Source organism: Nonomuraea sp. NPDC049637 (genome assembly GCF_040675235.1).
Taxonomy (GTDB): Bacteria; Actinomycetota; Actinomycetes; order Streptosporangiales; family Streptosporangiaceae; genus Nonomuraea.
The window spans coordinates 57,686-83,606 of record NZ_JBFAOM010000042.1 but is presented as its reverse complement, the minus strand read 5'-3'; the positions used below and the strand labels follow the sequence as shown (position 1 = coordinate 83,606).

Sequence of the window (25,921 nt, the reverse complement as noted above, 5' to 3'; positions counted from 1 at the left end):
CCACCTCCACCACATCATCCCCACCCGCCCGCTTTATCCATCTCGCGGGGGTGGGCCGCCTCGTGGGGGGCCCCCGGGGGGGGGGGCGCGGGCAAGTCGGCCCTGGCCGTGCACGCCGCCTGGCGGGCCCGCGAGTCCTTCCCCGACGGCATCCTGTACGCCGACCTGCGCGAGACCACGGCCCCCTCGGCCGTCCTGGAGGACTTCCTGCGCTGGCTCGGCTGCCCGGCCCAGGCCATCCCGGCCGGGCTGGAGCAGCGCGAGCGCCTGTTCCGCACCTACACGGCCAACCGCCGCCTGCTGGTCCTGCTGGACAACGCCGCCGGCGAGGCCCAGGTGCGCCCGCTGCTGACGTCCTGCCCGACGGTCGTGACCAGCCGCTCGTCGCTGGGCGGCCTGACCGGCGCGACCCGGCTGTCGGTCGGCGTGCTCGACCAGCAGGACGCCCTGGCCCTGCTCGTGGCCGGCTCCGGACGGCCCGCGGACGAGGCGCTGCACCGGCTGGCCCGCTTCTGCGGCGGCCTGCCGATCGCGCTGCGCATCGCCGCGTCCAGGCTGGCGGCCCGCCCGAACTGGACGGTGGACTACCTGGTGGGCCTCCTTGAGGACGAGCACAAGCGGCTCGACCGGCTGCACGCGGGCGACCAGACGGTCCGCAGCGTGTTCGCCATCGGCTACGAGGGGCTGCCCGAGCCGGCCAGGCGGACGTTACGCGGCCTCGGCGCCCTGTCGGCCCCCGACTTCGCCGACTGGCTCACCGACCGGCTCGGCGGCGGCGCCGAGGCCCTGGTGGACGCCGGTCTGCTGGAGACGCACGGCGTGGACGCGGCCGGCCAGATCCGCTACCGCATGCACGACCTGACCCGGCTGTTCGCGCGCGAACAGCCGCTGCCGGGCGTGCTGGCCGAGGTGTCGGAGCTCGTTCTGGCCCGGGTGCGGGCCTCGCGCTTCTCGCTGGTGTCGGGCGACCCCGGCACGGCCGTGGCGACCAGGGACATCAGGGAGTCGGTCGAGTGGCTGGACGCCGAGCGTCCGTTCCTGGTGAGCCTGGTGGCCGACCTGCACGCCGCCGGGCTCGACGAGCCGTGCTGGCGGCTGGCGCACCTGCTGGGGCCGTACCTGGAGCGGCACCGGTTCCTCGACGACTGGCGGGCGGTCTCGCAGCGGGCCCTGGAGTCCGCGCGGCGGGCCGGCGACGACCGGGGTGAGGCGCTCGTCCTGCTCGGCCAGGGCGACCTGCACCTGGCCGAGCGCGAGTGGGACCTGGCCCACGAGAAGCTGCGGCTGGCGCTCGGCATGTTCCTGCGGCAGGGCCGCACCCGCGACGTCAACCACACCCGGCGCCGCCTGGGCCGGGTGCACCTGGAGCGGGACCGGCTGGAGGAGGCCGAGCGGGCGCTGCTGGCCTGCCTGGAGGCGGCCGACCACCAGCGGGACGCCGCCGACGCCGAGCGCGTGCTCGGCGCGGTGCTGCGCCGCGCGGGCCGGCTGGAGGAGGCCGCCGTCCACCTCCTGGCGGCCGTCGATCACCTGACGGAGCTGGGCGACCGCCACCGGCAGGCCGACGCCCTGCTCGACCTGTCGGCCGTACGGCTGGCGCAGGGCGCCAAACCCGACGCGAGGGCGGCCGCCGAACGCGCCAGGGGCATCGCCGTACGGCTGGGCGACCGCCTGCTGGACGCGTACGCGCTGCTGGCCCTGGCCGGGGTCAACCGGGCCGAGGGGGCCGCCGGACGCGCCAGGGAGCTGGCCACGGCCGCCCTGGAGGTCTTCGACGAGACCGGCGACCGCCGGGCCGCCGCCAACGCCCGCGCCTTCCTCTCCACCCCCTGACCCGCCCGCCACCCGCCGCCCCGCACCCCGCCGGCCGCTGCTCCGCACCCCGCCACCCGCCGCCCCGCACCCCGCCGGCCGCTGCTCCGCACCCTGCCGGCCATCACGCGGGCCCCGGCGCCCCTTCTCCCTCAACCCCCTGCCCGTCGCGGCGGGTGGCCGGCTTGGTGACGAGTCCGTCGCGTCGGGTGGTGGGCGCCGGGGGCCCGGCCTACAGTGATCGTGTGGCCGATGACCTCAAGCCCGCCCGGACGACGTCCGCCCGCCGCGGCGCCGCGCTGGCCGTCGCCGTCGCGGCCGCCCTCCTGGTGCTCACCGCGATCATGCCCTGGGCCGGCATCGAGGCCCGCAGCGACCTGATCGGCGCCGGCGTCTCCGACGACGTGCGCGGCGTCGACGTCAGCACGGGCCTCTACACGCTGCTCGCCGGGCTGGCCGCGCTGGCGCTCGGCGTCACGGGCCTGCTGGGCGCCCGGCCGCGCGTGGCGGCGCTGGCGGTGCTGCCGGGCGCGGCGGCCACGCTGCTGCTGGTGATGTTCGTCGCCGACCCACAGCGCGTCGGCGACCGGCTCTCCATCGACCTGGGCGGGCTGCTGTCGGTCGAGCCCGTCATCAGGTACGGCTGGTTCGCCGCGCTGGCCTGCTCGGTCGCGATCGTCGTGCTGTCCGTGCTGGCCCTGGTGCGCCGCGCGCGCTGACCGCCCGGCCCTGGTGGATCACCGGCGGGGTGATCGGCGGGGTCAGTCGAAGAAGCCGAGGCGGCGCAGCTGTTTGGGGTCGCGCTGCCAGTCCTTGGCCACGCTGATCCGCAGGTCGAGGTAGACCCGCGTGCCGAGCAGCGCCTCGATCTGCTTGCGGGCCTTGGTGCCCACGTCGCGCAGCCGCTCGCCCTTGTGCCCGATGACGATGGCCTTCTGGGAGGGCCGCTCGACGAACATGTGGGCGTAGATGTCGAGCAGGTCGTCGCGCCCCTCGCGGGGCAGCATCTCGTCGACGACCACGGCGATCGAGTGCGGCAGCTCGTCGCGCACGCCCTCCAGGGCCGCCTCCCTGATCAGCTCGCCCACCATCACCTGCTCGGGCTCGTCGGTGAGCTGGCCGCCCTCGTACAGCGGCGGCGACTCGGGCAGGTGCTCGATCAGCACGTCGCCCAGCACGTCGAGCTGCTCGCCCGACTGCGCCGACACCGGCACGACCGCCGCGAACTCGGCCACCTGCGACACCGCGAGCAACTGCTGGGCGACCTGCTCGCGGCTGGCCAGGTCGCACTTGGTCACCACGGCGACCACGGGCGTCTTCTTCACCGCCGCGAGCTTGTCGGCGATGAAGCGGTCGCCCTTGCCGATCGGCTCGTTGGCCGGCACGCAGAAGCCGATCACGTCGACCTCGGTGAGCGTGGACAGCACCAGGCTGTCCAGCCGCTCGCCGAGGAGGGTGCGCGGCCGGTGCAGGCCCGGCGTGTCCACGATGACGATCTGGGCGTCGGGGCGGTGCACGATGCCCCTGATGACCCGCCTGGTCGTCTGCGGCTTGGACGAGGTGATCGCCACCTTGGCACCGACCAGGGCGTTCATCAATGTGGACTTGCCGACGTTCGGCCTTCCCACGAAGCAGGCGAATCCGGCGCGATGATTGTCTGGCGAAGTCACATTGTGCATTGTCGCTTATCAGCCGCCGTGTTCACGCCACCAGGCGAACGCGTCGGGCAGCGCCAGAGGTGTCCAGGCCGGCGTCGTCAGGCCGCCGGCCTCGTGCTCGGTCACCCACCGGTAGTCGTTGATCTCCTCGCCGTCGGGGGTCGGCGTGCCGGCGGCGAGGGTGCAGGCGTACATGGCGATGACGTACGCCACCTCGTGGCCGTTGGGGTAGACCGTGCGGTACTCGGGGCCGCCGTAGACGCCGACCAGCCCGCGCACCTCGACCTCGATGGCCAGCTCTTCGCGCAGCTCCCTGACCACCGCGTCCTGCGGCCGCTCGCCGGGGTCGACGCCGCCGCCGGGCGTGGCCCACAGGCCGTCGTCGCCGTGCCGGGCCATCAGCACCCGCCCGGCGCGGTCGAAGACACACCCGTTGACCGACGGCAGCATGAGCAGGTCGTTGCCGATCTTGGCACGCAACCGGGCCAGGAACGGCGACATGGCCACGTCAGGACCTCAGCGTGCCGTCGGGACCGGCCACGAGCAGGGATTTGACGCCCAGCTCGGCCGCGACCGCCTCGTCGGCGGGGGCCGGCTCGCCCGCCGTCACCAGCGCGACCGCCTCCAGCGAACGCGCGCCGCCGGAGACCGCCATGGCCACCGCGACCTGCACGGCCGACAGCGTCAGCGACGACAACGCGACGCCGGTCGCCGAGTACGTGCGGCCGGTCTCGTCGCGCACGGCGGCGCCCTCGGCGGCCTCGTTGCGTGCCCTGACCGCCCGCGCCAGGGTGATGAGCTTGCTGTCTTCAGGATCGAGAGTCACGGGAACCAGGTTAGGCCGTGGACATCGTCAGCAGGGCGGCGACCAGCTTCCTCGTCCGGTCCCGGTCGACGTCGCTCATGCCCGCGTGCACGACCGACACCAGCGTGTCACCGTCCCGCGACAGCACGACGTCGAGGGCGTACGGGTAGCCGTTCAGCCGTCCGCGCAACCGCGCCGCGGCGGCCTCGTCCCCGGAGCGGGCGGCGTCGCCGACGTCGAGCCTGCGGGCCCGCAGGGCGGTGCCGTTCGCCGTCCGGATCTCCCGGCACGACTCCAGGGCCTCGCTCAGGTCGTCGAAGCGCGCCTCGGCCTCCTCGCCGGTGTACCGGGCCAGGCCGACGGCCGCCCGCTCCCCCAGGCCGTCCCCCTGGTAGCTGACCGCCGCCTGGCCGGTGAGCCCCTCCGGGGGCGCATGCCCGGCCGCCACGTCGAGCGCGGCCCGGCACGCCTGGTCCACCCGGCCGAACGGCACCCGCCAGGCCTGCTCAGGCCGTTGCGCGAAGCCGTCCGGCAGGCTCGGCCGCCTGTTGAGCACCTCACGGAGCTGGGCCATGGCCTGGGCGTCGACGACGGCCGCCATCTTCCCGTCCGCCCCGCCGCCGCCCGCGCAGCCCGCCAGGGTCGCGGCCAGCAGCCCGTACACGATGATCCGCGCTTTCATGATTCCCCCTGGACCGCAGCCTCCCCCGGCGACGAATGCGGCAATCTCCGCAGAGTTTCCACCAAACGCAAAAAGGGTGCCCTCGCCTGGTTTCCAGACGAGAACACCCTTTACGCCGATCGACGTCCTGGCCGGCTAGCTGGCCGGAACGCCATCGTCCCCCCAGGAGCGCCCTCCGGCCGCGAACCCCACCCGGCGTTCGGACGCTTCCTCGTGACACCCACCGCACCGGGTGTCAGGGATGAGACTGCCGGAGCCCGCTTGCAGACGACTTGTAGAACGCTTGCGACATCTCCCCGCAAAGTGGTCAGTCACGTTCGGCGGCAGCCTGGACGTCGTCCTCCTCCGACGGCGCGACCCGGCGGACGACGACCGTGCTGATGCGGTTGCGCCGCCCGGCCAGGCTCTCGGCCGTCAGCTCCAGCCCCGCCACCTCCGCCTGCGACCCGGCGATCGGCACCCGGCCGAGCGCGTGGGCCAGCAGGCCGCCGACGGTCTCGACGTCGTCGACCTCGATCTCGGTGTCGAACAGCTCGCCCAGCTCGTCGACGGGCATGCGGGCGGTCACCCGCAGCGCGCCCTCGGACATGGTCTCCACCCGCGGGGCCTCCTGGTCGTACTCGTCGGTGATCTCGCCGACGATCTCCTCCAGGACGTCTTCGATGGTGACCAGGCCGGCGGTGCCGCCGTACTCGTCGATGACGATCGCGATGTGGATCTGCCGGGCCTGCATCTCGCGCATGAGCTGGTCGATGGGCTTGCTCTCGGGCACGTACGCGGCCCGCCGCATGATCGACTCGACCGTCTCCTTGCCGCCGCCCTCGCCCGACTCGTGGATCTTGCGGGCGATGTCCTTGAGGTAGGCGATGCCGATGACGTCGTCCTCGTTCTCGCCCACGACCGGGATGCGGGAGAAGCCGCTGCGCAGCGCGAGCGACAGCGCCTGGCTGATCGTCTTGCCGCGCTCGATGTAGACCATGTCGGTGCGGGGCACCATGACCTCGCGGACCAGCGTGTCGCCCAGCTCGAAGACCGAGTGGATCATCTCGCGCTCGTCCGGCTCGATCACCCGGCGCTCCTCGGCCAGGTCGACCAGGTCGCGCAGCTCGGCCTCGGAGGTGAACGGGCCGTCGCGGAAGCCCTTGCCGGGGGTCAGGGCGTTGCCGAGCAGGATGAGCAGCTTGGGCAGCGGGCCGAAGATGCGGGTCAGGCCGTAGACGATCGGCGCCCCGGCCAGCGCGACCGGCTCGGCGTGCTGGCGCCCCAGCGTCCGCGGCATGACCCCGACGACGACGTAGCTGACCACGATCATGACGGCCGCGGCGGCCACGTAGGCCCAGCCCTGGTCGTGCATGAGGTCGATGAACAGCAGCGTGGCGATGACCGTCGCCACCAGCTCGCAGCTCAGGCGCAGCAGCAGGAGCAGGTTGAGGTAGCGGGGCGGGTCGGTGACGATGGCCTGGAGCCGATCGGCCCCGCGCCGGCCCTCGCGCGCGAACTCCTCCGCGCGCACCCTGGAGATGCGCGTCAGTGCCGTTTCCGCACTGGCGATCAGGCCACCGATGATCACAAGGGCGATGGCCCACAGCAACCAGGCGTTCACCGCGAGTCGCGCACCTCCTGCCAGGACTCGAGCATCTGGGCCTGCAGCCCGAACATCTCCTTGTGCTCCTCGGGCTCGGCGTGGTCGTAGCCGAGCAGGTGCAGGATGCCGTGGGTGCACAGCAGCTCCAGCTCGGCCTGGGCGCTGTGCCCGGCCTCCTTGGCCTGCCTGGCCGCGACCTGCGGACAGAGCACCACGTCGCCGAGCAGCGCCGGGTCGGCCGGGCTCTCGCCGTCGCCGCGTGCGCCGCCGCCGGGACGCAGCTCGTCCATCGGGAAGGCCAGCACGTCGGTGGGGCCGGGCTCGCCCATCCACTTCTCGTGCAGCTCGGACATGGCGTCTTCGTCGACCACCACGATGGACAGCTCGGCGAGCGGGTTGATGCCCATCTCGCCGAGCACGTGGGTGGCCAGCGCGACGAGGTTCTCCTCGTCGACGCCGACGCCGGACTCGTTGTTGATCTCGATGCTCACGGGCGTCGTTTCCCCCGGTGGATGGCCTTCGGCTCCTGGGCGGCCTGGGTGGCGTCGTAGCGCCCGTAGGCGTCGACGATGTCGCTCACCAGCTTGTGGCGCACCACGTCGGCGCTGGACAGGCGGGCGAAGTGGATGTCGGGGATGCCCTCCAGGATGTCCTGGACGACCCGCAGCCCGCTCACCGTGCCCGAGGGCAGGTCGACCTGGGTCACGTCGCCGGTCACCACGATCTTGGAGTTGAACCCCAGCCGGGTCAGGAACATCTTCATCTGCTCGGCCGAGGAGTTCTGGGCCTCGTCGAGGATGATGAAGGCGTCGTTGAGGGTACGGCCGCGCATGTACGCCAGCGGCGCGACCTCGATCGTGCCCGCGGCCATCAGCTTCGGGATCGAGTCGGGGTCGACCATGTCGTGCAGCGCGTCGTAGAGCGGCCGCAGGTAGGGGTCGATCTTCTCGTAGAGGGTGCCGGGCAGGAAGCCGAGCCGCTCGCCCGCCTCGACCGCCGGCCTGGTCAGGATGATGCGGTTGACCCGCTTCTCCTGCAGCGCGCGCACGGCCTTGGCCATCGCCAGGTACGTCTTGCCGGTGCCCGCGGGCCCGATGCCGAACACGATCGTGTGCTGGTCGATCGCGTCGACGTACCGCTTCTGGTTGACGGTCTTCGGCCTGATCGTGCGGCCGCGGGAGGACAGGATGTCGAGCGAGAGCACCTCGGCCGGACGGTCGGAGGTCATGCGCAGCATGGCGATGCTCCGCTCGACCGCGTCGGGCGTGAGCTCGCCCCCGCTGCGCAGCACCTCGACCAGCTCCTCGAACAGGCGCACGACCGCGCCGCTCTCGTCGGGGCTGCCGGTGACGGTGATCTCGTTGCCCCGCACGTGGATGTCGGCCCTGAAGGCGCCCTCGATGACGCGAAGCAGCTCGTCACGGGAGCCGAGGAGGCTGACCATCGGGTATTCGTCCGGAATCAGCACCTTGGCTTGAGTGCGCGAGGGAGGTGCCGTGCGTCGGGATTCATGTAGTTCGGACATGGGCAGGCCAGCGGCCTGATGCCTCCCGGTCTGTTCGGTGTTCTTCTCCGCCCATCGTATCCGGCACCAGGCTGGTTGCTCGCGTCAATATCAGCCGGGCGGCCACGTGAGGTCACGCCCTCCGAGAACATGGGCGTGCACGTGGAAGACGGTCTGGCCGGCGCCGGGGCCGGTGTTGAAGACGACCCGGTAGCCCCCCTCGGCCACGCCGTCCTGGACGGCCACGGCGTGCGCGGCCTTGAGCACGTCGTCGGCGAGCCCGTCGTCGGCGGCGGCCATGGACGCCGCGTCGGGGTGGTGCGCGCGCGGGATGACCAGCACGTGCGTCGGGGCCTGCGGATTGATGTCGCGGAACGCCAGCGCCCTGGCGTTCTCGTAGACGACGTCGGCCGGAATTTCCTTGGCCACGATTTTGCAGAAGAGGCAGTCGCTCACGGCAGTACCCTATCGAGAGCGACCGTTCGGCAGTCCGTTGCGAATCGGTAATCCGTGGTGTCGTGCGCCCGAAGATCCGCGCGGTTAGGGTGAGTATGCGACACTTCAGAGCAAAAAAGATGATTCAGGGTCGGGCGAGCGCCACCTGGCGAGGAACACGACTGGGTAATGCACCCTAAGGAACCGGGGAAACCTTCAGAACCGGAAGAGAGTAAACCCTCTGGGAAGGCCGCGCGTCCCACTGATGTGACCACCGAAACCCTGCTGGCCGACAGGTCGATGGGGGCGGTGCCGGTCGGGTGGGATGCCGACATGGCCGTGACCGCGCTCTACAGTGCGCACTTCCGGTCATTGGTGCGTCTCGCGGTGTTGCTGGTGCGTGACATGGCAACCGCCGAGGAAGTCGTGCAGGACGCGTTCGTCGCCATTCACGGCGCCTGGCGCAGACTGCGCGATCCCGACAAGGCACTCGCTTACCTGCGTCAGTCTGTCGTCAACCGGTCCCGTTCCGTGCTGCGTCACCGCGCGGTCGTCGAGAAATACGCACCCAAGGGCCTGCCGGACGCCCCGAGCGCCGAGAACGGCGCGATCGGCGAGCTGGAACGCTCCGCCGTCATCGAGGCGTTACGCGCCCTGCCGACCCGACAGAGAGAAGCACTGGTTCTGCGTTATTACGGAGATCTGTCCGAAGCTGAGATCGCCCACGCCATGGGCATCAGCAAGGGCGCGGTCAAGAGCCACACCGCCCGTGGAATGGCCGCGTTGCGGTCCGTCCTGGAGAAGATGTCATGACCCAGCCCCCCGACGAGTACGGCGACGTCCTGCGCCGTGCGCTCCGCGCGGAGGCGGACGCGGTCGTGCCCTCGCCGGAAGGACTGCAGATCATCCGCGCCCGCATCGAGCGGCGCGGCGTCCGTAACCTGTTCTGGTGGCGTGCGGGCGCGGCGGCGGTCAGCGCCGTGCTGGTGGCGGGGACGATCGTGATGGTCGTTCCCGGGCTGCGCTCCCAGATCTTCGAGACGCCCGTCAAGGTGGTGGACAACTCGACCACCACCCCCGGCAACTCCTCGACCAGGCTGTCCACGCCGCCCAGGCCCGGCAGTCACAGCGCCGAGCCGCCGCCCGCGGTGGTCGTGCCGCCGAGCCACAGCGAGACCCACCGGCCCTCGGAGACGGCCAGGTCGACCAGGCAGCCCACGCCGTCGCCGACGCCGTCCTCGACGCCCTGCCCGAGCGGCGAGCCCGCCGTCGGCCAGGAGTGCCCCGAGATCACGCCGACCCCCACGCCGACCCCGCCGGAGACGACCGACACGCCGACGTCGTGCCCCTCCGACGAGTGCCCGCCGGACGACCCGCCCACCGGCCCGAGCGACCTGAGCAGCCCGCTGGTGGACGTGCCGCACACCACACCCTGAGCCGGGATCACCAGCGCTCGGTGCGCGCGAGCAGCACGGCCGCCGCCGCCACCCCCGCCGTGGAGGTCCGCAGCACGGTGGGCCCGAGCAGCACGGGCACCGCCTTGGCCGCGGCGAACCTGCGCAGCTCCTCCTCCGAGACCCCGCCCTCGGGCCCCACGACGACGACGATGTCGCCGCCGGGCGGCAGCGCCACCTTCGACAGCGGCTCGGCGGCCTCCTCGTGCAGCACGAGCCCCAGCGCCGCGTCGGCCAGCAGCCCCTCGACCTGGGCGGTGGAGGCGAGGTCGGCCACCTGCGGCAGGTGGAACCGGCGCGCCTGCTTGCCGGCCTCGCGGGCCGTCGAGCGCCACCGGCCCAGCGCCTTGGCGATCTTGTCGCCCTTCCACTGCGTGATGCTGCGCGAGGCGGCCCAGGGCACGATCACGTCGACCCCCACCTCGGTCATCATCTCGACGGCAAGCTCGCCCCGGTCGCCCTTGGGCAGCCCCTGGACGACCACCAGCCGCCGCGCGGGCGGCTCGACGGTGTAGCGGGCGAGCACGTCGAGCGCGAGCGCGTCCTTGAACACCTCGCGCACCACGCACTCGGCGACGTCGCCCGCGCCGTTGGTCAGGTCGACCCGCTCGCCGGCGCGCAGGCGCCGCACGGAGGCCGCGTGCCGCCCCTCAGGGCCGTCGAGCGTGAGCTCGGCGCCGACGAGGTCCTCGGCGAGGAACACGGGGACGGTCACGGGTGATCGTCACCTGCCGTTGAAGGCGTCACGCAGGCGGGAGAAGAAACCCTGCTGGCCGGGGGCGAACTTGCCCGGCGGCCGCTCCTCGCCGCGCAGCCTGGACAGCTCGCGCAGCAGGTCCTCCTGCGTCTGGTCGAGCCGCATCGGGGTCTCGACGTTGACGTGGATGAGCAGGTCGCCCCTGCCGGACTCGTTGAGCCGCTGCACGCCGCGCCCGTACATGGTGATGACCTGGCCGGACTGGGTGCCGGGGCGCACGTCGATCTCCTCGGAGCCGTCGAGCGTCTCGACGGCGAGGATCGTGCCGAGCGCGGCGGCCGTCATCGGGATCTGGACCGTGCAGTGGAGGTCGTCGCCGCGCCGCTCGAAGATCTCGTGCGCGCGCTCGACGATCTCCAGGAAGAGGTCTCCGGGCGGGCCGCCGCCGGGGCCGACCTCGCCCTCGCCGGCGAGCTGGATGTGGGTGCCGTCCTCGACGCCCGCGGGGATGCGAACCTTGATCGTACGGCGGGTGCGAACCCGGCCGTCGCCTGAGCACTCCTGGCAGGGGTGGCGGATGATGCTGCCGAAGCCGCCGCACTGGGGGCACGGCCGCGAGGTCATGACCTGGCCCAGGAACGAGCGGGTGACCTGGGAGATCTCGCCGCGCCCGTTGCACATGTCGCAGGTGTCGGGGTGGGTGCCGGGGGCCGCGCCGGCGCCGTGGCACACCTCGCACAGCACGGCGGTGTCCACGACCAGCTCGCGGGTGGTGCCGAACGCCGTCTCGCGCAGGTCGAGCTCGACCCGGATGGTGGCGTTGCGGCCCCTCCTGGCGCGCGAGCGCGGCCCGCGGGTGCCGCCCGCGGTGCCGAAGAAGGCGTCCATGATGTCGCTGAAGGGGAAACCCGCGCCGAAGCCGCCGGCGCCCGCTCCCGCACCCGCGCCGCCGCCGAAGGGATCGCCGCCCAGGTCGTACATCTGGCGCTTGTTCGGGTCGGACAGCACCTCGTAGGCCTGCGTGATCTCCTTGAACCGCTCCTGGGTCTCAGGATCGGGGTTCACGTCGGGGTGCAGCTCGCGGGCGAGGCGGCGGTAGGCCTTCTTGATCTCGTCCTGACTGGCGTCACGGCGCACCCCGAGGGTGGCGTAGTAGTCGCTGTTTGCCACTTATCGACCTCTTAAGATGCAGCCAGGATCTGGCTGACGTAGCGTGCCACCGCGCGTACGGCGCCCATCGTCACGGGGTAGTCCATCCTCGTGGGACCCAGCACGCCGAGCCGGGCCAGTTGGTTGTCGCCAGAACCGTATCCGGTTGCGACGATGGACGTGCCGCGAAGGTAGGGGTTTTCCGAGCCGATGCGCACGGTGAGCGCGGACGGGGTGTCTGTGGATGTCTCGCCGAGCAACCGCATGAGCACGACCTGCTCCTCCAGCGCCTCCAGCACGTCGCGCAGGCCGGTGGCGAAGTCGGCGCCCGCGAGATTGGCCGCGCCGGCGAACACGATCTTCTCGTCATGGCGTTCGACGAGGGTTTCGAGCAGCACCGACAGGATCGTGGCCACGGCGGGCCGGTCCTCGGCGGGCAGCCGCTCGGGCAGGTCGGCGACCAGTTCGGGGACGTTACTCAGCCCGCAGCCGTCGAGGCAGGAGTTGAGCACCGCGCGCAGATGGGCGATGCGGTCGTCCTCCACCACCTCGGGCAGCTCGATCACGCGCTGCTCGACGCGCCCGGTGTTGGTGATCAGCACGAGCATGACCCGCCGGTCGTTGAGCGGGACCAGCTCGACGTGCCTGACCGTGGAACGGGTCAGCGTCGGATACTGCACGACCGCGACCTGCCGGGTGAGCTGCGCGAGCAGCCGCACGGTGCGGAAGACCACGTCGTCGAGGTCGACCGCGCCGGCGAGGAAGGTCTCGATCGCCCGCCGCTCGGCCCCCGACAGGGGCTTGACCTGCGAGAGCCGGTCGACGAACAGGCGGTAGCCCTTGTCCGTCGGCACGCGGCCCGCGCTGGTGTGCGGCTGGGTGATGTAGCCCTCCTCCTCCAGAGCGGCCATGTCGTTCCTGACCGTTGCCGGGGAGACCTTGAGGTTGTGACGCTCTGCCAGCGCCTTGGAGCCCACCGGTTCGTTGGTGGACACGTAGTCTTCGACAATGGCGCGGAGCACCGCAAGCTTCCGTTCGTCGAGCACGTGCTCACCTCCTGCCTCTGCCTAACAGGGAAACGACAGGTCTAGCACTCCGTGTTCCCGAGTGCCAAGTGTACGGCTCTCGCCCACAAGGTGCGATAACACCAGGTCCCATCCTGTTGCTAGCGACTTACAAGCGACAGGCCTCACACTTGCCGCATGACCGACAATTCCCAGCCCCCGCAGTACGGACCGCCCCAGGGGCAGGGTCCCTACTACGGTCAGCAGAACCAGCACGCCCAGCCGCCGTACCAGCCGCAGCAGCACGGCCAGCCGCCCTACCAGCAGCAACAGCCGTCCGCCCCGTACGGCCCCCCGCCCCAGTACGGTCAGCAGAACCAGTACGGCCAGCAGAACCCGTACGCCCAGTCCGACCAGTACGCCCAGCCGAACCAGTACGGCCCCCACAACCAGTACGGCCAGCAGCCGCAGTTCCCGGCCAGGATCGACGGCAAAGCGATCAAGCCGCGCCTGTGGTGGATCGCCATCGTGTGGGCGGTCGCCGTGGTGCTGGGCGTCGTGGGCGTGGTCGTGTTCGCCGGCGGCGTGCTGAGCAGCGTCACGGACATGGCCCCGACGACCACGTTCGCGTCGGGCGAAAGCGTGAAGGTCGCGATCGACCCCGCCAAGCGCCCGGCCGTCTACATCGCCACCGACACGCGGGTCAACTACCAGTGCGAGATCTCCGGCGGCCCGGCCCAGGCCAGGCTGGTCAAGGTCTCCGGCACCCAGACGCTCAGCGCCGGCGGCACGACCTGGCAGGAGATCCTCGCCGTCAACGCCCCCGCCAAGGGCGACTACCAGCTGACCTGCGCCACGCAGGAGGAGTCGTCGGCCCGCTTCGGCGTGGGCCGGGACGTGCTCTCCGCGGCGGGCGGCCTGTTCGGCGGGGTGGCGGCGCTGTTCCTGTTCCCCGGCGCCGGCCTGCTCATCGGCATCATCGGCACGGTCGTCGTGCTCGTCCGGCGCAGCGGCGCGCGTAAGCGCCTTGCGGTCAGCGGGTGATTTGCTACGGTCCCCGTGTGTACGAGGGTGATGTGCTGGCGGGTAATTGGCGGCGGCCGGGCAAGGGCAAGATCCCGAAGGTGCCCGCCGAACTCGACCTGGTCGTGGAGGACGCCGACAGCGGCTTCTGCGGCGCCGTGGTGGCCTGCGACAAGGAGGCCGTCACCCTTGAGGACCGGTTCGGCAAACGCCGCCTGTTCCCGCTGGCGCCGGCCGCGTTCCTGCTGGAGGGCAGGCCCGTGACGCTGGTGCGCCCGGCGGCCGCGGCTGCGGCTGCGGCTGCGGCTGCGGGGCCCAGGCGCAGCGCGTCCGGGTCCATCGCCGTGGAGGGGCTGCGGGCGCGGGTCGCCAAGGAGAGCCGGATCTACGTCGAGGGCGTGCACGACGCCGCGCTCGTGGAGAAGATCTGGGGCCACGACCTGCGGGTCGAGGGGGTCGTCGTCGAGTACCTGGAGGGCGTCGACGACCTGCCCGCCATCGTGGCCGAGTTCGCCCCCGAGCCGGGCCGCAGGCTCGGCGTGCTGGTCGACCATCTGGTGCCGGGGTCGAAGGAGAGCCGGATCGCGGCCCGGATCACCTCGCCGCACGTGCTCGTCGTGGGTCACCCGTACATCGACATCTGGCAGGCGGTCAAACCGTCCGTGCTGCGCATCCCGGGCTGGCCCGACGTGCCGCGCGGGGTGCCGTGGAAGGAGGGCGTGCTCGCCGCACTGGGCTGGCGCATGGAGCCCGCGGACGCCTGGCGGCGCATTCTGGGCGCCGTCTCGTCCTACACCGACCTGGAGCCGGAGCTGCTCGGCCGGGTCGAGGAACTGATCGACTTCGTTACGGAGGCATCATGAGCCAGGACCCGCCGCCCGCCGACGACCCAACCCCCGACGTCCCGCGTTCTGACGTGCCGCCTTCTGACGTGCCGCCTTATGACGCGCCCCGCGACCAGGGCTCCGGCCCCCAGCTCGGCTACGGGCAGCAGCCGGGTTCCCAGCCGGACTACGGGCGGCAGCCGCCGAGCGGGCCCGGCCCGCACCCGGGCCCCATGCCTCCGCCGCCCCGCTACGTGCCCCCGCCGCCCGGCTACGGCCAGCCGCCCGGTTACGGACAAGCTCCGGGCCACGGGCAGCAGGGCTACGGCCACCCCGCCGGGCCGTACGTGCCCGGCCGGTTCGGCCCGCGCCGCGGCAGCGACGACACCACGATGGCCATGCTCGCCCACCTGCTGGGCCTGCTCGTCTCGTGGATCGGCCCGCTGGTCATCTACCTGATGAAGAAGGACGAGTCCCCCTATGTCAGGGACCAGGCGGCCGAGGCGCTGAACTTCCAGATCACGATGTTCATCGGCTACGCGGTGGCGATGGTGCTGTCGATCGTGCTGGTCGGCCTGCTGCTGTTCCCGATCATATGGATCGTGTCGCTGATCTTCCACGTCCAGGCGGCCATCGCCACCAACCGCGGCGAGAACTACCGCTACCCGTTCGCCATCCGCCTGGTCACATGAGCTCGGTGATCAGGGCGTCGGCCAGCAGCCGCCCCTTGAGGGTGAGCACCATCCGGCCCGCCCTGAACGGCTCCGGCTCCAGCAGCCCGCGGGCCAGCGCGCTCGCCACGGACGTGCGCGCGCCGGGCGCGACCTCCGCGAGCGGGTAGCCGGAGACCAGCCGCAGCTCCAGCATCAGCCGCTCGGCGGCCCGGTCGTCGCCGGTGAGCACCTCGCGCGCGTGCGCGGGCGAGGCGCCCGCCGCCAGGCGCTGGGCGTAGGCGGCCGGGTGCTTGACGTTCCACCAGCGGGTGCCGCCGACGTGGCTGTGGGCGCCGGGGCCGGCGGCCCACCAGTCGCCGCCGGTCCAGTAGAGCAGGTTGTGCCGGCAGCGGGCCTGCTCGGAGGTGGCCCAGTTGGACACCTCGTACCAGGAGAAACCGGCCTCGGCCAGCATCTCCTCGGCGATCAGGTAACGGTCGGCGGCGACGTCGTCGTCGGGCATCGGCAGCTCGCCGCGCCGGATGCGGGCCGCGAGCCTGGTGCCCTCCTCCACGATCAGCGAGTACGCCGACACGTGGTCGGGCCCGGCCTCGATCGCGGCGGCCAGCGAGGCCCGCCAGTCGTCGTCGGACTCCCCCGGCGTGCTGTAGATCAGGTCGAGGTTGACGTGCTCGAACCCGGCCGCCCGCGCCTCCTTCACGGCCCGCGCCGGACGGCCCGGCGTGTGCCTGCGGTCGAGCACCTGGAGCACGTGCTCACGCGCGCTCTGCATGCCGAAGCTGACCCGGTTGAAGCCGCCCTGACGGAGTTTGTCGAGGTAGGCGGGGTCGACGGACTCGGGGTTGGCCTCGGTGGTGACCTCCGCCCCCGGCCGCAGCCCGAACTCGGCGTCGATCGCGGCCAGGACGCGCGCCAGGTCCTCGGGAGGCAGCAGCGTGGGCGTGCCGCCGCCGAAGAACACCGTCTCCACGGGCAGGTCGGCGTCGCCGAGCACGCGCCGGGCCAGCCGCACCTCCGCCACGACGGTGTCGGCGTAGTCGCGGTGGGAGGCGCCGGGCCCTAGCTCGGCGGCCGTGTAGGTGTTGAAATCGCAGTAGCCGCAGCGGGTGACGCAGAACGGCACGTGCACGTAGAAGCCGAACGGGCGCTCGCCGAGCCCGCGCAGCGCGCTGTCGGGCAGCTCGCCGGAGGCGGGCGCCGGATCGCCGTCGGGCAGGGTGGATGGCACGTCATCCAGTGTGCCTGCTCACGGATGTGCTCAGAGCCATCGAAGGAGGCGGCACATGACGGGCGTCGGAATCGTGGGCGCGGGGATCTCCGGGCTGACGCTGGCCCTGCGGCTGCAGCAGCTCGGCGTCGCGACCACGCTCTACAGCGAGGGCGACGCGGCCGACCTGGGCCGCGGGCGGCTGCCGAACACGGTCGGCAGGATGGGCCGCGCGCAGGACCGCGAGCGGGAGCTGGGCAGCCTGCACTTCCTCGACCCGGGCTGCCTGCTGGTCAGCGGCCGCCTCTCGATCAAGGGAGATCCGCCGCTGGAGTTCACCGGCCGCGTGAGCGAGCCGTTCCACGGGGTCGACTTCCGGGTGCTGCTGCCGGCGCTCATGGACGACTACACCGGCAGGGGCGGCCGGCTGGTCGTCGATCCCCTCCCGCCGGACGCGGGCCAGGTCGCCCGCTGGTCGCGCGACCACGAGCTGATGGTGGTCGCCACCGGGCGGCGCTCGGTGCGCGAGCTGTTCCCGCGCGTTCCGGCGTGGTCGCCGTACGAGGCGCCGCAGCGGATCCTGGCCGCCGGGCTGTTCCACGGGTTCGACCCGGGGCCGGCCTTCGGCTTCAACATCTCGCCCGGCTGCGGCGAGATCCTGTCCATGGCGATGATGACGCGGTCTGGCGTGCATGGCGGCGTCCTGGTCGAGGCGATCCCCGGCGGGCCGCTCGACGTGCTGGCCCGGGTGCCGGCCGACGAGTTCTGCAAGACGCTGCTCGCCCTGCTGCCCGAGCACGCGCCGCGCCTGGCCGAGCAGCTCGATCCGGCCGCGTTCGAGCTGCTCGGACCGGAGGACCTGCTGCAGGGCGCGATCACGCCGGTCGTGCGCGAGGCGGTGGCCGAGTTGCCCGGCGGCGGCGTGGCGCTGGCGATCGGCGACGCCTGGGTCACCAACGACCCGATCACGGGGCAGGGGGCGAACCTGGGCTCGGCCTGCGCCTGGATCGCGGCCGAGGCCATCGCGGCGGGCGGGCCGTACGACGCGGCGTTCGCGCGGGAGACGACCCGGCGCATGTGGGTGGCGGCCGAGCCGGTCGTCGCGTGGACGAACGCCTTCCTCCGGCCGCCGGCGGAGCACGTCCTCACCCTGCTCGCGGCGGCCGCGACCAGGCAGGAGCTGGCCGATCTGGTGCTGTCGCTGTTCGGCGACCCGGCGCGCGCGTGGCGGCTGTTCTCCAGCGCGGAGGAGGTGGCGCGCGTCGTTGACGGCACGGGGTGACGGTTCTACGATCGCGTCAACTTATAGGAAAGTTTCTTATAAGTTCACCCCCCAGGAGCGCCCGTGAAGAAGATCGTCCTCGCACTCTCGCTCTTACTCGGGCTGACGGCGGTGTCCGTGCCCGCCGAGGCCCATCCCGGATTCAAGCGGGTCGCCTACTTCATCCAGTGGGGCGTGTACGGGCGCAACTACCACGTCAAGGACGTGGACACCAGCGGCGCCGCCGCCAAGCTCACCCACCTCAACTACGCCTTCGGCTTCGTCAACGCCGAGGGCTCCTGCTACTCGGCCGACCCCTGGGCCGACTGGCAACGCCCGGTGCCGGCCGAGCAGAGCGTGGACGGCGTCGCCGACCAGCCGGGCCAGGCGCTCAACGGCAACCTCAACCAGCTGCGCAAGCTCAAGGCCAAGCACCCCGGCCTCAAGGTGCTGATCTCGCTCGGCGGCTGGACCGGGTCCAAGTACTTCTCCGACGCCGTGCTCACCGCCCAGTCGCGGTCCGCGCTGGCCCGGTCGTGCGTCGACCTGTGGCTGCGCGGCAACCTGCCGGGCCTGGAGCCGGGCGCGGGCGCCGGCGTGTTCGACGGCGTCGACCTGGACTGGGAGTGGCCGGGCTCGGCGGGCAACGACGGCAACGTGATCAGGCCCGAGGACCGGCGCAACTTCACCCTCTTCGTCGAGGAACTGCGCGCCCAGCTCCGGGCCTTCTCCGCGAGCTCGCAGCTCACCGCCTTCCTCCCGGCCGCCGCCGCGAAGATCGACGCCGGGTTCGAGGTGCGCCGGGTGTTCCGGTCGCTCGACTTCGCCACCGTCCAGGGATACGACCTGCACGGCACCTGGGAATCGCGGACGGGGCACAACGGGAACCTGTTCAACGACCGGCGCGACCCCAACCCCGTCAAGTACAGCGTGGACCAGACCGTCCGCGACTACCTGTCGCGCGGCGCGCCCGGCCGCAAGATCGTCGTGGGCGTGCCCGCGTACGGGCAGGGCTGGACCGGCGTGACAGGCGGCGGCGACGGCCTCTGGCAGCCCGCGACCGGACCGGCCGCCGGCAAGTGGGGGCCGGGCAGCGAGGACTACAAGGACCTGGCGGCCAAGCCCGGCAAGCGCTACCGGGACGTGCGCACCGGCGCGATGTGGTTGTACGACGGCAACGAGTTCTGGTCCTACGACGACCCGGCGTCGCTGCTGGAGAAGGCGGCCTACATCCGGCTCAAGGGCCTGGGCGGCTCGATGATGTGGTCGATCGACCAGGACGACGCCCGCGCCTCCCTCACCTCGGCCCTGTACACCGTCCTGCGCTAGACGGGCGCCCGGCCGGGTGCGCGGTCTCCGCCTGCCTGGAGAGCCGCCCATCCGTGCCGGGCGCGCGGTCCCTGCTCGACTGGAGAGCCGCCCATCCGTGCCGGGCGCGCGGTCCCTAGCCGTCCGCCCGGCCCGCCCGTGCGGCCAGTTCGTCCCATTCCGGGGCGTGGCCGGGGACCGCGAGCACCCGGGCCAGCGCGTCGGCGTCGCCGTGGCGGGCGCGGAAGGCGTCCGCCACCGTCATGCCGGTCTCCGGACGCGAGACGATCTCCACCTCGTCGCCCGCGCCCAGCTCGCCCGGCTCGACCACGGCCAGGTAGGCCCCCGGCCGCGCGGCCCTCGTGAAGCGCTTGAGCCAGCCCGGCTCGTCCATCCAGTTGCGGAACACCACGCAGGGGATGCGCGGGCCGGTGACCTCCAGCAGGACGCTGCCGACGCGCCACCGCTCGCCCACGAGGGCGCCGTTGACGTCGAGACCGGCGGTGGTCAGGTTCTCCCCGAACCGGCCGTCGCGCAGGTCGCGGCCGAGCTCGCCCTGCCACCAGTCGTAGTCCTCGCGGGCGTAGGCGTAGACGGCGTGGGAGGGGGCGCCGTGGTTGGGCGTGTCGGCCCGCTCGTCGCCGGCCAGGCCGTTGCGCAGCACCGCCACCCGGTGGGGCACGGCCCGCTTGTCGATCGCCGTACGGCCGAGCTTGCCGGCCCATTCCGCGTCGAACGACCGCCCGACGTTGACGGAGAGGATGCGCATGCCGCGACGGTAGCGGACAGACGGGCACAGAGCGCACCGATTTTTCCGCCCTTCTCGGCCTATCTACGGAGAACAACGGACATGTGCCTATTCGGCCTGTTCGTCGAGCCGTCGCCCGCGCCTGTCGCCGGGCTCCGGCGGCACCCGGGCGAGCTGGGAGTCGGCGTCGAACTCGGCCAGTTGTAACAGGGTCTCCAGGGCCGCCTGCCTGGTCTCCTCGACCGAGCCGCCGCGTTCGCCGAAACACTCGGCCGCGACGTCGAGCAGCGCCGCCACCACCGCCGCGTCGGGATAGGGCACGTCGACCACCACCCTGCCGTCGCCGCCCACCTCGGCGGGTCTCAGGTGAAGCCGCAGCAGCCGCCGGGTCTCCTCCGCCACGGCCACCCCCAGCACAGCGGCACGCTCGAATCGCTCAGAAGCAATCACGTCACCCTCCAGTAGCACTGGTGTTCGGGAACAGCAAAGGTAGCGACCGGCACCGACAGAATCGGCTCTTACGCCCAGGGAAGGTGGGACAAGCCCGCGGGAAGCCGTGGGAAACCCGTGGGAAGCCGTGGGAAGGCCCCGGCGACCGGTCGCGCGGGCGGCCGGCGGGGTGGCTACGCTCGAACGGTGAGCGGTTTGATCATCGAAGTCGCCGACCTGTCCGTCGAGCTCGGGGGCAATCCGGTGCTCCGGGGCCTCGACCTGGCCCTCGAGCCGGGTGAGGTCGTGGCGGTCGTCGGGCCCAACGGATCGGGCAAGTCCACGTTGCTGCGCTGCCTGGCCGGCCTCCAGCCCGCCACCTCGGGCGAGGTCCGCGTGTTCGGCGCCGAGCCCGCCGACGACGCGCCCTTCTGGCGCCGGGTGGCGCTGCTCGGCGACGAGCCCGCCTGGTACCCGGGGCTGACGGCGCGCGAGCACCTGGAGCTCATGGGCGCCGTCTACGCCGAGGCGCGCATGACGGTGGACTCGGCGCTGGAGGAGTTCGCGCTGACCGAACGGGCCGACGCGCCGCCGCTCAACCTGTCCACCGGCCAGCGCCAGCGCCTCTGCCTGGCCGCCACGCTGCTCAGGCCGAGCACGCTGCTGCTGCTCGACGAGCCGGAACGCGGCCTCGACGCGGCCTTCCGCGTCCGGCTCGGGGAACTCCTGGAGGAGTACGCCGACGAGGGCGGCACCGTGGTGATGGCCACCCACGACCAGGCCCTGGCCGACGCCGCCCGCCGGGTCTCCCCCGCCGGGGTGCCCGCATGAGGGGCCACGACGCCGTCGTCCGGGAGAGCGGCCCGACGGCGAAGGCGGCGGGGCGGTGAGCCCGGGCGAGGTGAGCCCGGGCGAGGTGAGCGCGGGCGAGGTGAGCGCGGGCGAGGTGAGCGTGCGGTCGGTGCGGGCCTTCGTCCGGGCGCGCGGGCGGGCCCAGGCCGGGCTGGTCGATCGGTACGTCAGCCTGTTCGGGCTGTGCATGCTGCTCGCCGTGGTCGGGCAACCGCTGTCCTCGGTGGTCTCCGGCCTGGGCGGGACGGTCGAGCCGGGGCGGACGGGCGCGGGGGTCGCGCTGGTGCTGCTGGGGTTCGCGGGCTGCCTGGCGCTGGCGCGGGCGGCCGGGCCGGTGATGGTGCCCGCCGCGGAGGCGTCCTGGTTGCTGACCTCGCCGCTGGACCGGCGGCGGCTGCTCGGGCGTTCCGGGCGGGTGCTCATGGTCGTCGCGCTCGTGGCGGGGCTGCTGCTCGGGCTCGGGCTGCTGGCGGCGCTCGGCGCGCCCGGCGCGCTGGTGTGGCGGCTGCTGGCCGCGCTGGCGGTGGCCACGGCGGCGAGCGTGGCGGGCATGGCGCTGGCGATGCTCGCCCAGTCCTCGCCCACCTGGAACCTGTGGCTGACCGGCGTGCTGGTCGCGCTCCTGGTGCTGGCCGTGGTCGCCGTCAGCGGCCAGGCCCGGACGGCGCTCGCGGCCGCCGCGAACGCGCCCCTGCCCGTGCTGGCCGCCACGGCGTCGGCCATGGCCGCGCTGGCCGCCGTGCTGGCCCGCCGGGCGTGGGGGTCGCTGGCCGCCATCCCCACCCGGCTGCTGCTGACCGCCTCCACCCGGGCCGGGCACGTCACCGACGCCGCCGTCACCCTTGATCCCGGCGCGCTGACCTGGATCGCCGAGGACAACCACTGGCGAGCCAGGAAGCTCGTCTCACGGCCGTGGCCGGGGCTGCCCGCGCCGCTCGCGCTGGCCTGGCAGGACTGGGTGCGGCTCGGCCGCCGTCCCTGGCGGCTGGCGGCCACGGCGGCGAGCGCGGCGTTGCCCGCCGTGTTCGCCCAGGCGGGCGCCGCTCCGGCGGCTCTCGGGCTGGTCGTGCTCGGCGGCGCGCTGGCGGTGGCGGCGTCCGGCACGTCCGGGGCGCGCCGGGACGCCGACAACCCCGCCCTCGCCCGGCTGACCGGCGTGGGCGCGCGTCCGGCGCTGGCGGCTCGGGCGCTGCTGCCCGGCCTGCTGGGCGGCGCCTGGGCGGGCCTGGCTCTGGCCGGCGTCGCGGCGGTGGGCGGCCTTCCGTCCGGCACGTGGATGTTCGGGCTGCTCACCGCGCCCGCGCTGGCGGCCGGGGCGTTGCGGATGGCCAGGAGGGGGCCGGTCGACCATTCGATGCCGGTCATCGACACCCCTGGCGGCGCCGTCCCGACCGGTCCGCTGTTGTGGGCGGCCACGGGCGCCGACCTGGCGCTGCTCGGCTGCCTGCCCGCGGTGGTCGCGCTGGCCGGCGGGCCGGCCGCGACGGGCGGGTTCCTGGCGGCCCAGGCGGTGGCGGGCCTGGTGGCGCTGGCGGGCGTCCTGATGCGGCCCCGTCCGGGCCGGCGTCCCCGCCCCTGAGCGCCCAGCCGACGACTCAGGCGACGACTCAGCCGACACGGCTCAGGCGACGGCTCAGGCGACGGCTCAGAGCGGTCAGGGCACGGCTCTGGGCGGTCAGGGCACGGCTCTGGGCGGTCAGGCGACGTAGAGGTCGCTGGGCACGCCGCCGTACGGGATTGTGCGCTCCCTGTGCAGGCCCGCCTTCTCCGCCACCCGGCGGGACGGCTCGTTGCCGTCCCCGATCAGGGCCACCACGGGGCCCAGGTCGCGCCCGACGCGCAGGGCCGCCCTGGCGAGCTCGACCGCGTACCCGTGGCCCCAGGCGGTGGGGCGGAATCGGTAGTACAGGTGGAGCACGTCCTCGCCGTCCAGGGCCGCGTGCCGCAGGCCGCCGACGCCCAGCACCTGCGGGCCGTCCGTCAGCCGGGCGGCCCAGTAGCCGATCCCCCGTTCCTCCCAGTCGGCCAGCCACAGGTCGAGCATGACCCGGCTGGCCTCCAGGTCGACGGTGGGCCCGGCGGAGCTGTAGACGTTCGTCCGCGGGTCGGAGTGGATCTCGTGCACGGCTTCGAGGTCCTCCGGGCGGATCCGGGACAGGACCATTCGTTCCGTACGCACCACTTCCACCTTTTCAGGGTATCCGCTGCCATCGCTAAGCTATCGCTACCAATCGAACAGCGATGAGGGAACGCCGATGGACATCGCCCGCGTGCAGGCCTCGCTGCGTCTGATGGCGCGCGGCCTGGAGGAGCTGGCCGCCGCGCTCGGCGACGAGGAACTGAGCGAGGCCGAGCGCACGGCCCGCGTCATCGCGGAGTGGGGCCGCCGCGGTCTCACCCAGAAGGAGGCGTCGGCGCTGTTCCAGCGGCACGGCTTCGCCCCCCAGACCACGGGCGGCTGGGCCCGCGGCGACTGGGTGGAGCTCGGCGACGACGGCCTGCGCTACCTCACCGCCAAATCGCACGCCTGGCTGGAGGAACGATCATGACCTTCTCGGTCCGCATCGCCGTACGCGGCTACGAGCTCGACACCCAGGGCCACCTCAACAACGTGGTCTACCACCAGTACGGCGACCACGCCCGCTGGGAGTGCCTGCGCGCGGCCGGCATCTCGATCGACGACCTGCGGGAGGCCGGCGTCGGCCCGGTGACGCTGGAGAGCACCATCCGCTTCCACCGCGAGCTGCGCGCCGGCGACGAGGTGGAGGTGAGCTGCGCGTTCGAGTGGGGCGCGGGGAAGACGTTCCGGATCAGGCAGGAGTTCAGGGGCGCGGACGGCGACCTGGCCGCCGAGCTGACCGGCGTCGGCGGGCTGATGGACCTGCGGGCCCGCCGCCTGCTCCCCGACCCGGGCCGGCACTGGCGGGCGCTCGCGCGAACGCCCGCCGTGCTGGGCCTGTAGCGGCTACTTCTTGCTCTTGTCGGCGGCGGCGGAGTCGGTGGACAGCGCGGCGACGAAGGCCTCCTGGGGCACCTCGACGCGGCCGACCATCTTCATCCGCTTCTTGCCTTCCTTCTGCTTCTCCAGCAGCTTGCGCTTACGGGAGATGTCACCGCCGTAGCACTTGGCCAGGACGTCCTTGCGGATGGCCCGGATGTTCTCGCGGGCGATGACCCGGGCGCCGATGGCGGCCTGGATCGGCACCTCGAACTGCTGCCGCGGGATCAGCTCGCGCAGCTTCTTGGCCATGTCGACGCCGTAGGAGTAGGCCTTGTCCTTGTGGACGATCGCGCTGAAGGCGTCGACGGCCTCGCCCTGCAGCAGGATGTCGACCTTGACCAGCTCGGCCTCCTGCTCGCCGGCCGGCTCGTAGTCGAGCGAGGCGTAGCCGCGGGTGCGCGACTTGAGCTGGTCGAAGAAGTCGAAGATGATCTCGCCGAGCGGCAGCGTGTAGCGGATCTCGACGCGGTCCTCCGACAGGTAGTCCATGCCGAGGAGCTGGCCGCGCCGCCCCTGGCAGATCTCCATGATCGCGCCGATGAACTCGGCCGGCGCCAGGATCGTGGACTTGGTGACCGGCTCGAAGACCTGCGCGATCTTGCCGCCCGTCGGGAACTCGGACGGGTTGGTGACCGTGAGCTCCTTGCCGTCCTCCATGACCACGCGGTAGACCACGTTGGGCGCGGTGGAGATCAGCGACAGGCCGAACTCGCGCTCCAGGCGCTCGCGCACGATCTCCATGTGCAGCAGGCCGAGGAAGCCGACGCGGAAGCCGAAGCCGAGCGCCGCCGAGGTCTCCGGCTCGTAGATCAGCGCGGCGTCGTTGAGCTGGAGCTTGTCGAGCGCCTCGCGCAGCTCGGGGTACTCGTCACCGTCGATCGGGTAGAGCCCGGAGAACACCATCGGCTTGGGGTGCTCGTAGCCGGCCAGCATCTCCTTGGCGGGCTTGGCCGAGGAGGTGACGGTGTCACCCACGCGCGACTGGCGCACGTCCTTCACGCCGGTGATCAGGTAGCCCACCTCGCCGACGCCGAGGCCGCGCTCGGCGGGCTTGGGCTCGGGCGAGATGACGCCGATCTCCAGCGTCTCGTGGGTGGCGTTGGTGGACATCATGAGGATGCGCTCGCGCTTGCTCAGATGGCCGTCGATGACCCTGACGTACGTCACGACGCCGCGGTAGGTGTCGTAGACGGAGTCGAAGATCAGCGCCCGCGCGGCGGCGTCGGCCTGGCCCACGGGCGCCGGGACGGTCGCCACCACGTGGTCGAGCAGCTCGCGCACGCCCACGCCGGTCTTGCCCGACACCTTGAGCACGTCGGAGGGGTCGCAGCCGATCAGGCCGGCCAGCTCCTCGGCGAACTTCTCCGGCTGGGCCGCGGGCAGGTCGATCTTGTTGAGCACCGGAATGATGTGCAGGTCGGCGTTCATGGCCAGGTAGAGGTTGGCCAGGGTCTGCGCCTCGATGCCCTGCGCGGCGTCGACCAGCAGGATTGCGCCCTCGCACGCCTGCAGCGACCGGGACACCTCGTAGGTGAAGTCGACGTGCCCGGGGGTGTCGATCATGTTGAGGACGTGGCCGTCCCAGGGCAGCCGCACGGCCTGCGACTTGATCGTGATGCCGCGTTCGCGCTCGATGTCCATCCGGTCGAGGTACTGGGCGCGCATGGAGCGGTCGTCGACCACGCCGGTGATCTGCAGCATCCGGTCGGCAAGGGTCGATTTGCCATGGTCGATGTGCGCGATGATGCAGAAGTTGCGGATCAACGCGGGGTCGGTCTGGCCAGGCTGAGTGCGCACCGAAGTCCGTTT

29 protein-coding genes are annotated in these 25,921 nt (G+C 72.5%); 13 read left to right on the top strand and 16 right to left on the bottom strand.

All coding sequences use genetic code 11. The annotated features are described in order from the left end of the window. The first annotated feature begins 108 nt into the window (after positions 1 to 108). Both AB0J71_RS39035 and AB0J71_RS39030 read left to right on the top strand, forming a co-directional pair. The gene (locus AB0J71_RS39035) at positions 109 to 1,833 is read left to right on the top strand and encodes a hypothetical protein (protein WP_364419128.1); all 1,725 of its coding nucleotides are present in this window, start codon (positions 109 to 111) and stop codon (positions 1,831 to 1,833) included. 224 nt (positions 1,834 to 2,057) lie between these two features. Beyond that, positions 2,058 to 2,531: a hypothetical protein gene (locus AB0J71_RS39030; protein WP_364419126.1), complete on the top strand. Its 474-nt coding sequence runs from the start codon at positions 2,058 to 2,060 to the stop codon at positions 2,529 to 2,531. Between the two features lie 42 nt (positions 2,532 to 2,573). On the opposite strand, the gene era is transcribed toward AB0J71_RS39030, so the two are convergent. The 8 genes from era to AB0J71_RS38990 form a co-directional block, all read right to left on the bottom strand. Beyond that, positions 2,574 to 3,491 carry a GTPase Era gene (gene era / locus AB0J71_RS39025; RefSeq protein ID WP_352329048.1) on the bottom strand — a complete coding sequence of 306 codons (918 nt, stop codon included), beginning with the start codon at positions 3,489 to 3,491 and terminating at the stop codon, positions 2,574 to 2,576. Between the two features lie 9 nt (positions 3,492 to 3,500). Then, positions 3,501 to 3,971 (bottom strand): NUDIX domain-containing protein, encoded by a 471-nt coding sequence (locus tag AB0J71_RS39020; RefSeq protein WP_352329056.1) that lies wholly within the window; start codon positions 3,969 to 3,971, stop codon positions 3,501 to 3,503. A gap of 7 nt (positions 3,972 to 3,978) precedes the next feature. Next, positions 3,979 to 4,305: a cytidine deaminase gene (locus tag AB0J71_RS39015; RefSeq protein ID WP_352329057.1), complete on the bottom strand. Its 327-nt coding sequence runs from the start codon at positions 4,303 to 4,305 to the stop codon at positions 3,979 to 3,981. Position 4,306: 1 nt separating this feature from the next. After that, positions 4,307 to 4,957, bottom strand: a complete 651-nt coding sequence (locus AB0J71_RS39010) for a hypothetical protein (protein WP_352329049.1) — start codon at positions 4,955 to 4,957, stop codon at positions 4,307 to 4,309. 307 nt (positions 4,958 to 5,264) lie between these two features. Continuing rightward, the gene (locus AB0J71_RS39005; protein WP_352329050.1) at positions 5,265 to 6,560 is read right to left on the bottom strand and encodes a hemolysin family protein; all 1,296 of its coding nucleotides are present in this window, start codon (positions 6,558 to 6,560) and stop codon (positions 5,265 to 5,267) included. Then, positions 6,557 to 7,033 carry an rRNA maturation RNase YbeY gene (ybeY, locus tag AB0J71_RS39000; RefSeq protein ID WP_352329052.1) on the bottom strand — a complete coding sequence of 159 codons (477 nt, stop codon included), beginning with the start codon at positions 7,031 to 7,033 and terminating at the stop codon, positions 6,557 to 6,559. The genes AB0J71_RS39005 and ybeY overlap by 4 nt, the downstream gene beginning before the upstream one ends. After that, the gene (locus tag AB0J71_RS38995; RefSeq protein ID WP_352352470.1) at positions 7,030 to 8,067 is read right to left on the bottom strand and encodes a PhoH family protein; all 1,038 of its coding nucleotides are present in this window, start codon (positions 8,065 to 8,067) and stop codon (positions 7,030 to 7,032) included. The genes ybeY and AB0J71_RS38995 overlap by 4 nt, the downstream gene beginning before the upstream one ends. Positions 8,068 to 8,157: 90 nt before the next feature. Then, positions 8,158 to 8,502, bottom strand: a complete 345-nt coding sequence (locus AB0J71_RS38990; protein WP_352324084.1) for a histidine triad nucleotide-binding protein — start codon at positions 8,500 to 8,502, stop codon at positions 8,158 to 8,160. Between the two features lie 279 nt (positions 8,503 to 8,781). Between AB0J71_RS38990 and AB0J71_RS38985 the strand changes: the two genes are divergently transcribed. Then, positions 8,782 to 9,294: a SigE family RNA polymerase sigma factor gene (locus AB0J71_RS38985; protein WP_049573205.1), complete on the top strand. Its 513-nt coding sequence runs from the start codon at positions 8,782 to 8,784 to the stop codon at positions 9,292 to 9,294. Then, positions 9,291 to 9,917 carry a hypothetical protein gene (locus AB0J71_RS38980; protein WP_352324083.1) on the top strand — a complete coding sequence of 209 codons (627 nt, stop codon included), beginning with the start codon at positions 9,291 to 9,293 and terminating at the stop codon, positions 9,915 to 9,917. The genes AB0J71_RS38985 and AB0J71_RS38980 overlap by 4 nt, the downstream gene beginning before the upstream one ends. Positions 9,918 to 9,924: 7 nt before the next feature. Here AB0J71_RS38980 and AB0J71_RS38975 read toward each other — a convergent pair whose 3' ends face one another. The 3 genes from AB0J71_RS38975 to hrcA are packed head-to-tail and all read right to left on the bottom strand — an operon-like array spanning position 9,925 to position 12,827. Further along, the gene (locus tag AB0J71_RS38975) at positions 9,925 to 10,650 is read right to left on the bottom strand and encodes a 16S rRNA (uracil(1498)-N(3))-methyltransferase (RefSeq protein ID WP_352324082.1); all 726 of its coding nucleotides are present in this window, start codon (positions 10,648 to 10,650) and stop codon (positions 9,925 to 9,927) included. A gap of 9 nt (positions 10,651 to 10,659) precedes the next feature. Further along, positions 10,660 to 11,802: a molecular chaperone DnaJ gene (gene dnaJ / locus AB0J71_RS38970; RefSeq protein ID WP_352324081.1), complete on the bottom strand. Its 1,143-nt coding sequence runs from the start codon at positions 11,800 to 11,802 to the stop codon at positions 10,660 to 10,662. Between the two features lie 11 nt (positions 11,803 to 11,813). Then, on the bottom strand, positions 11,814 to 12,827 hold the full coding sequence (hrcA, locus tag AB0J71_RS38965) for a heat-inducible transcriptional repressor HrcA (RefSeq protein ID WP_352324080.1): 1,014 nt from the start codon (positions 12,825 to 12,827) through the stop codon (positions 11,814 to 11,816). A gap of 156 nt (positions 12,828 to 12,983) precedes the next feature. Between hrcA and AB0J71_RS38960 the strand changes: the two genes are divergently transcribed. From AB0J71_RS38960 to AB0J71_RS38950, 3 genes are read left to right on the top strand one after another with little or no spacing between them, the layout of a single operon-like run. After that, positions 12,984 to 13,829 (top strand): DUF456 domain-containing protein, encoded by an 846-nt coding sequence (locus AB0J71_RS38960; RefSeq protein ID WP_364419124.1) that lies wholly within the window; start codon positions 12,984 to 12,986, stop codon positions 13,827 to 13,829. A gap of 17 nt (positions 13,830 to 13,846) precedes the next feature. After that, positions 13,847 to 14,671, top strand: coding sequence for a DUF3097 domain-containing protein (locus AB0J71_RS38955; protein WP_364419122.1), 825 nt, complete (start codon positions 13,847 to 13,849; stop codon positions 14,669 to 14,671). After that, positions 14,668 to 15,324: a DUF4870 domain-containing protein gene (locus AB0J71_RS38950; RefSeq protein WP_364419120.1), complete on the top strand. Its 657-nt coding sequence runs from the start codon at positions 14,668 to 14,670 to the stop codon at positions 15,322 to 15,324. Before AB0J71_RS38955 ends, AB0J71_RS38950 begins: the two co-directional genes overlap by 4 nt. Here the strand turns inward: AB0J71_RS38950 and hemW are convergent. After that, complete coding sequence (hemW, locus tag AB0J71_RS38945) at positions 15,317 to 16,534, bottom strand: radical SAM family heme chaperone HemW (RefSeq protein ID WP_364419118.1); 1,218 nt, start codon at positions 16,532 to 16,534, stop codon at positions 15,317 to 15,319. The two genes, AB0J71_RS38950 and hemW, sit on opposite strands and share 8 nt — an antisense overlap. Positions 16,535 to 16,589: 55 nt before the next feature. On the opposite strand from hemW, the gene AB0J71_RS38940 reads away from it, so the two are divergent. Together AB0J71_RS38940 and AB0J71_RS38935 are read left to right on the top strand one after the other, a co-directional pair. Then, entirely contained in the window at positions 16,590 to 17,795 is a 1,206-nt protein-coding gene (locus AB0J71_RS38940; protein ID WP_364419116.1) for a styrene monooxygenase/indole monooxygenase family protein, read from the top strand. A gap of 63 nt (positions 17,796 to 17,858) precedes the next feature. Then, positions 17,859 to 19,103 carry a glycoside hydrolase family 18 protein gene (locus AB0J71_RS38935; RefSeq protein ID WP_364419114.1) on the top strand — a complete coding sequence of 415 codons (1,245 nt, stop codon included), beginning with the start codon at positions 17,859 to 17,861 and terminating at the stop codon, positions 19,101 to 19,103. Positions 19,104 to 19,218: 115 nt separating this feature from the next. Here the strand turns inward: AB0J71_RS38935 and AB0J71_RS38930 are convergent, their stop codons facing one another. Further along, entirely contained in the window at positions 19,219 to 19,851 is a 633-nt protein-coding gene (locus AB0J71_RS38930; protein ID WP_364419111.1) for an MOSC domain-containing protein, read from the bottom strand. An 87-nt stretch (positions 19,852 to 19,938) separates the two neighbouring features. Continuing rightward, the gene (locus AB0J71_RS38925) at positions 19,939 to 20,280 is read right to left on the bottom strand and encodes a hypothetical protein (RefSeq protein ID WP_352324072.1); all 342 of its coding nucleotides are present in this window, start codon (positions 20,278 to 20,280) and stop codon (positions 19,939 to 19,941) included. A 186-nt stretch (positions 20,281 to 20,466) separates the two neighbouring features. Between AB0J71_RS38925 and ccmA the strand changes: the two genes are divergently transcribed. Both ccmA and AB0J71_RS38915 read left to right on the top strand, forming a co-directional pair. Then, positions 20,467 to 21,090, top strand: coding sequence for a heme ABC exporter ATP-binding protein CcmA (gene ccmA / locus AB0J71_RS38920; RefSeq protein WP_364419109.1), 624 nt, complete (start codon positions 20,467 to 20,469; stop codon positions 21,088 to 21,090). A 55-nt stretch (positions 21,091 to 21,145) separates the two neighbouring features. Next, on the top strand, positions 21,146 to 22,690 hold the full coding sequence (locus AB0J71_RS38915; protein ID WP_364419107.1) for a DUF6297 family protein: 1,545 nt from the start codon (positions 21,146 to 21,148) through the stop codon (positions 22,688 to 22,690). 117 nt (positions 22,691 to 22,807) lie between these two features. On the opposite strand, the gene AB0J71_RS38910 is transcribed toward AB0J71_RS38915, so the two are convergent. Further along, positions 22,808 to 23,290 carry a GNAT family N-acetyltransferase gene (locus AB0J71_RS38910; protein ID WP_352324069.1) on the bottom strand — a complete coding sequence of 161 codons (483 nt, stop codon included), beginning with the start codon at positions 23,288 to 23,290 and terminating at the stop codon, positions 22,808 to 22,810. Positions 23,291 to 23,366: 76 nt separating this feature from the next. Between AB0J71_RS38910 and AB0J71_RS38905 the strand changes: the two genes are divergently transcribed. Next, positions 23,367 to 23,660 (top strand): hypothetical protein, encoded by a 294-nt coding sequence (locus AB0J71_RS38905; protein ID WP_352324068.1) that lies wholly within the window; start codon positions 23,367 to 23,369, stop codon positions 23,658 to 23,660. Beyond that, positions 23,657 to 24,073, top strand: a complete 417-nt coding sequence (locus AB0J71_RS38900; RefSeq protein WP_364419105.1) for an acyl-CoA thioesterase — start codon at positions 23,657 to 23,659, stop codon at positions 24,071 to 24,073. The genes AB0J71_RS38905 and AB0J71_RS38900 overlap by 4 nt, the downstream gene beginning before the upstream one ends. A 3-nt stretch (positions 24,074 to 24,076) precedes the next feature. Here AB0J71_RS38900 and lepA read toward each other — a convergent pair whose 3' ends face one another. After that, the gene (gene lepA, locus AB0J71_RS38895; protein WP_364419102.1) at positions 24,077 to 25,909 is read right to left on the bottom strand and encodes a translation elongation factor 4; all 1,833 of its coding nucleotides are present in this window, start codon (positions 25,907 to 25,909) and stop codon (positions 24,077 to 24,079) included. Positions 25,910 to 25,921 lie beyond the last annotated feature (12 nt).